The following is a 5,770-nucleotide window of genomic DNA, read 5'->3' on the forward strand; positions in this document are numbered from 1 at the left end:
CGAACCTCGCAGTCGCCCGGTGACAGACGATCTACACTCATGACAGCCGCGCCCCACATGCACGAGCACGAACACGCTCGGTCACGCCACCCAACCTGAGCAGCACCAAATCGTTGGCGGATTCTCATTCTTCCAGGTCAGGGGGCATCTCGTGTCACCGGGGCCAGCCTACGCGCGAATAGCCATCCGTGGATCCAGGCTGATGGACCCGCGCGGCGTTCCGAGATGGGTCTCGGACGTGCTGCCCGGACACGTCAACGATCTGGCCGCCGCCCGGGAACTGGTCCTGGCGATCCTCTGGCCCTACACCGAGGACATGCCCATCCTCGCGGACGGCGGGTACATCGACGCAGGTTGCGGCGTACTGACCCCCGTGCCCCGGCGCGCCGACGGCATCCCGCTGCACCACGACCAGCGCACCTACAACAAGCTGCTGCGCGGGCTGCGCTGCCTCGGCGAACGCGGCTTCGCCCTACTTGTCGAACGCTGGAAAGCACTCCGCCACGTGACCATAAGCCCGTCGAGAATCACCGAACTCGCCAGAGCGGCCCTCGTTCTCACCCACTTCGAACACCGCATGATCAGCTGAACCTCGCTGAGATCACGTCACTGTCGTCGTCTGTCGTCGATTACAGTCTGCGGTTTTGCTGACTTTCTGCCGAGTTCAGACGTTGACACGCGGCATGATGCCCCCGTACCCTTCGCGCCATGGAGTGGTCGGCTGCACAAACGTGGAAGCCGTCGGCAGGGATACGGGGACTCGGTCTCGCGGTGTCGGTCGGCCTCGAGGTCGAGGTGTGTGTCTGCCTGGTGCAGGCGTTCACCACACGCGGCGGCCTAAGCCTCGCGCCCGTTGGCGTCGTCATAGCCGGCGCAGGCGGCCTCGGCATTCGGTATGTCATGCGCACCTGCATCACGCTCACCCACGACGCGCTGATCGTCACCAACCTATTCAAGACACACCACGTGCCGCTCACCGAAATCACCGACGTGTCCGCAACTGCCGGCGGCTTGAACATATCGCGCACCGACCAGCCCGACCTCACGGCCGTAGCGGTACAAAAGTCGCGGTGGGCCATGGACGTGGGAAGCCAGATGACGCGCGCCGACGACATCGCCTCAGACATCCTTCCGGCGAAATCTCGCCTACTGCCCGAAGCCAGCGTTTCGCCCGGGATGTAGAGCAGACCGCTGGCCATCGGCTGGTCGGTCCTATCAGCTTGGGAAGCAGAGCATGCGCACCCGTGCTGACCTGCGCGCTGATCCCAGGCTCAACACGGAGTCAATCACCTGTGAGTCCCCGTGATTCACCGTTCGGCTACCTCCTGACGGGCACGCATCAGGCACCCGCGATGGACCACGCACAAAGGGCCTGAACTGGGTTGCCCTCGACCACCGTGGCCAGCACCATGGTCGAGTGGTCGATGTCGAGCCGTTCTGCTGGTGCATGGTCGCCAACGTGGCCGAGCTGACCGAGCACCAAGACGCAGGGCTTGAGCTTCAGCGCGGTCTCAAGCACTTCAGCCCCAGTACCAAGCTGTGGGTGCTACCCGAGCGCGGGCGCGGCTACGGCACCGGTCAACTCGTCACGATCGGTCGCCACCGTGGATCGAGCCGCTACATCCGCATCGTCGTCGCCCGTCGGCACCTGCAACGGTTTCGCGCCCAAGGCGTCTACAGTCCTGCGGTCTATCGCTCAATGCAGTACATGCCGTTATGGCCTACCCGGGACGAGATCGAGCGCCAGGCGCTCGAGTGGAATACCTACCCGCTCGAAGCCCGATTCGATGACTCCAAGACAGTAGTGATGGTCACCACCCCGCCGCCCCTCGACCTTGACCGCGACGGCCACCGCTACTACCTCGCCCGCCTCAACGGCCGGCGTGTCAGCAACAGCTCACTGCCCCCTCCGACCGAGCCTGTCCTGTAACCCTCCACGAAGGCGCCGATCGAGAGAGCACACACTGGAGCGCTTCCGCGTCAGGGCCCTACCGGCGTCACAGGCCGTGTCGACTGATACCGGCTGGACCCCTCCCCTCACCGGTCGGGCGCCGTCCACTGTCGGCTGCTGTCGGGGATATCGCTGACCCCATGCTGACTCCGCGCTCTCCCGCCGGCCGCCGTCGGAGCCAAGCCATAGCCTCATGACCGTGCGGTCGGCACCGAGGAACCCAGCACCGCAGTAGAGCGGCCTCCCCGGTCTGCGCAGGGGCGGCGTTGGGCATGGCCCAGCGCCTATCCGGCGTCCGGGCTTTGCCGAGGGGCAAGACGAGTCCTGCCCGGGCCGACCGCGCACCACGGGGGCAGATCTCGTGCCAGCCGCGCCTGCCCAATGTCACGCGGCTGCAGCAAGAACATCGATACGGACCACCGTCCAGATCGGCCATCACGTTCGCGAAAGTCCCGGCCACACGGGAATCTTGCCGAACTCCGCGCTCGCATCCAAGATCCGCAGGCTCACAGGCATGACCCCTCGATGCGAACTCGGCACATCCAACCGCAGTGGGGGAAGAGACCGCCACACAGCAGACCGCACGCAGGCAGCTGACTTCGTCGGTGCACCATGACGGCCGTTTCAACATCCGATGGGACGTCGTTCCCGCCGCCGAGCGCAGACTTGGGTGGCCAGTAGCTACCGGAGGGCTGGTCCCCCATCAGCGCTCTCTACCAGGCCCCCACCCCACCCAACAGCCCAATCAGAGATCTGAACCTCGCACAGCTCCTAGCTCGCCGGCAGCAGGGCCAGCTGCTGCTCGGTCCAGGCGTAGGCGTCGGCGAGGTCGGCCCGGTTCGAAGTGGTCACGTTGATCCGGAATTCGTAGTCGCCCTTCCACGCCAGCACCGTCACGGTCTCCATCTGGTAGAAGTCGCTGATCCCTACCGTCGAGGCCAGACAGTACGAGTCCGGGACGGTACCGACGGTGCAGATCCGCCCGATCCCGCCGGACAGCCCGTACTCGAGCATCACGGAAGCCTTCGCCTGGGCGGGCGAGGAGAACTTCACCAGGGCGCCGTCCGCGGTCGCGCCGTCCCCGGCCGCCCAGGACCGGTGCTCGGCGCTGCGGAAACCGTCGGTGCCGAGCCAGGCGGCGTAGTCCGAGGCGTATCCGGACTCGTACGTGTTCGCATAGATGTCGGCGGACAGGTCCGCCGTGGACGGGCCCGCCGACGCCGCCGCGGACTCCTTGGCGCCGGCCGGCACCGGCAGCAGGCAGTCACCCGACGCCGGGCACGTGCCCTGCACCGGCACCTTGACCGCCGGGGCGGTAAGCGGGGGCAAAGCGAGCGGCTGGGTGGAAACCGTCGCCTTGGCCCGGTCGATCAGGTCGTCCGCCCACTTGTCCGCCAGGCTCTTGTCCATCGAGCCGTAGAAGTAGCACCAGCCCAGCACGATGGTGTTGCCCTCGATCGCGGTGAAGCTGAACTCGATGAAGCCCCCGGAGTCCGTCTTGTTCGAGTACCAGGCCTGGGTATCCGGCTGACCGGGGATGGTGTAGCCGATCCCCTTGAGGCCGTTGCGCCAGTTCGGCTCGCCGAAGTTGTACTGTGCCAGGGTGGTGGCGCCGGCCTGGGTGAGCGTCTGGATCAGATACGCGTCAGCCTGGTCGGTCGCGTCGCCATTCATCCAGTCGGTGTGGGCGACCCCGGTGACGTCGTACGTACTGAAGTTGTCCAGCACGTCCTGACGGTTCTTCGGCAGCCACATGAAGTCGACGAGCCGCTGCGAGGACCAAGTCGAGCTGTTGCTGAAGCCGCTGGGAAGGGGGGAGGTCCAGCGCTCGTAGCCGCTGGGCACCGAGGCCAGGCAGGCGTGCAGGCCACTGCAGGCGACCTGCTGCGTGGACGGTGCGGTCTCGGCCGGGTCGGCAGCCGGGGCGCGCTCGGAGCGTAGGGAGGCCAGCTCGGTCCCGGCCCAGTTCTGCAGGTCCGCCGCGGCGAACGTGCTCGGGCTGGTGTAGCCGACACTCAGCACGATGTTGCCCACCACCGCCGAGTACGCGGCGTGGAACTTCCCCGCGGCGTCGGCCTTGGCCGCGGCGTGCGCCTGCTCGGCGGAGTCGCCGGCGATGGCGGCGGGCCGGCCGGTGTAGGCCGCGAGGATCTCGGCGTTGCGGGTTGTGTTCCAGCTCTGCGCGCCCTTGATGGTGGTGAACTTCAACAGCACCATGTCGACGTCGTCCCCGTCGACGGCGTTCCAGTCGGTGTGGGCCGTAGCGGACTCGCCGTACTCGGCCAGCAGTGCGGCGGTCTGGTCGCTCAGCGACTTGGAGTCGCCGGTGACGTTCGCGGCGTACGCGTCGGTCGAGGGTGCGAGCGCTTCGTCCCACGCCGGTACGTCGCTCAGCTGCAGAGCTCCGGCCGGCAACTTGATGAGGCAGGAGCTGAGCTTAGCCGGCGCGCACTTCACCGCGCTGACGACGGAGTTGCCGTGGCGGCGGGTGGCGATGAACACCGCGGTGCTGCCCGCGAGCGCCACCACGGCCACGACGGCGGTCGCCTTCCACAGTGTCCGGCGCCGCTTGTGCTTGCGCTCCAGTGCCGCCGCGATCTCTTCGGCAGACGGCTGATACAGCGACTGGTACGTCGGCACGGTGCCGACTGATTCCTCGGGCTGTTGGGCGAACGCCTCGTCGGGCACGCTCCCCGGGCTGACCCACTCCTGCTCCGGCGCTTCGCCCGACATGATCTGCTCCCCCTTGAAACCGCCGGTGGCACGGAAATCCGTGCACGTAGGTTACACAGAGAATATCGGCTGGGCGAGGGGATAACGTACTGGGCCACAGCAGCCAGGCGAGCAGCAAGTAGGCCATCGTGCCGCGATCGTGATGCAGCATACTGCGACCGAGATCGAAGTGACGAGCTGACCGGGCAGCGCGTCGGCCTGGCCTGCGCCGGGCAGTTGCTCGATCGGTCGGTGAGCGTAGGCCGCGCCCTCACGCGAAGGGGGGTTGCCGTGGTCTGGCCACCTCGGCGTCCAGGCGAACGGCCGACTCAACTCTGCGATGCACTGCCGCACGAATACAGCCGAATCGCGGGCGGCTTCGGCCTGGTCGGCCCCTCGCTTTTTCTCGCGCGTCTGCTTCGTCCCCCGGCAAAGCCTCCCCCCGGGGTGCCCGCCACACCGCTGGCCGCGACCGTCGCCGACACCTGGCCTGGGACCACGAGCGCGGCGAGCCGCCGATCGGCAGCGGATTCACCGCCAAGAGAGAGCGGGAACTGCTCGCAGGTCTTTGACGTCCCAGGAAACCCGACGCGCCACCCCACACGGAGAACACGCGCCGACACCTCGACCGAATGACCGACCCCGGCGATCACGCGGCTTACGCAGGCCACCCACACCCGGCCCCCAACCAGCGGAACGTTCAAGATGGAACAGCTTCAATCAGGACCGCCTTCGGCTCGGACAGCGCGCCAAAGGTGCCGAATCTCGTACTGACGCACCTGACCTGTGGAAACGTGCGCCAGTCGACACCACGCAAAAAGGCCCAGGTCAGATACGGCGTACACAGATTTTAGCGTGCACCACCGCGCATTCATCGACAACGCGAGCTCCGGCTGGTCCCAAACTGGTCCCAAGGCAATAGCAGGGGCCTCAATCCGATCACTCGAATTGAGGCCCTCACCTGCAACTTCACGTCGGGCTGACAGGATTTGAACCTGCGACCCCCTGACCCCCAGTCAGGTGCGCTACCAAGCTGCGCTACAGCCCGTTGTCCGACGCAGGAAGAACCATACCGCATCCGAGCGGGGGTTCTCACCTTTGATCGGG

4 protein-coding genes and 1 tRNA gene are annotated in these 5,770 nt (G+C 66.7%); 3 read left to right on the forward strand and 2 right to left on the reverse strand.

The window, feature by feature from the left end:
- Positions 1-202 precede the first annotated feature (202 nt).
- The 3 genes from KDL01_RS38540 to KDL01_RS38550 all read left to right on the forward strand — a co-directional run bounded on the left by KDL01_RS38540 (position 203) and on the right by KDL01_RS38550 (position 1,930).
- Positions 203-589 carry a transposase family protein gene (locus KDL01_RS38540; protein ID WP_212533668.1) on the forward strand — a complete coding sequence of 129 codons (387 nt, stop codon included), beginning with the start codon at positions 203-205 and terminating at the stop codon, positions 587-589.
- A gap of 119 nt (positions 590-708) precedes the next feature.
- Positions 709-1,182, forward strand: coding sequence for a hypothetical protein (locus KDL01_RS38545; protein ID WP_212533669.1), 474 nt, complete (start codon positions 709-711; stop codon positions 1,180-1,182).
- Between the two features lie 235 nt (positions 1,183-1,417).
- Complete coding sequence (locus KDL01_RS38550) at positions 1,418-1,930, forward strand: hypothetical protein (RefSeq protein WP_212533670.1); 513 nt, start codon at positions 1,418-1,420, stop codon at positions 1,928-1,930.
- Positions 1,931-2,722: 792 nt separating this feature from the next.
- On the opposite strand, the gene KDL01_RS38555 is transcribed toward KDL01_RS38550, so the two are convergent.
- Positions 2,723-4,684: a hypothetical protein gene (locus KDL01_RS38555; protein ID WP_212533671.1), complete on the reverse strand. Its 1,962-nt coding sequence runs from the start codon at positions 4,682-4,684 to the stop codon at positions 2,723-2,725.
- Between the two features lie 953 nt (positions 4,685-5,637).
- A tRNA-Pro gene (locus KDL01_RS38560) sits at positions 5,638-5,711 on the reverse strand.
- Between the last annotated feature and the right edge of the window lie 59 nt (positions 5,712-5,770).

The sequence above is a fragment of the Actinospica durhamensis genome, from assembly GCF_018139695.1.
GTDB lineage: Bacteria > Actinomycetota > Actinomycetes > Streptomycetales > Catenulisporaceae > Actinospica > Actinospica durhamensis.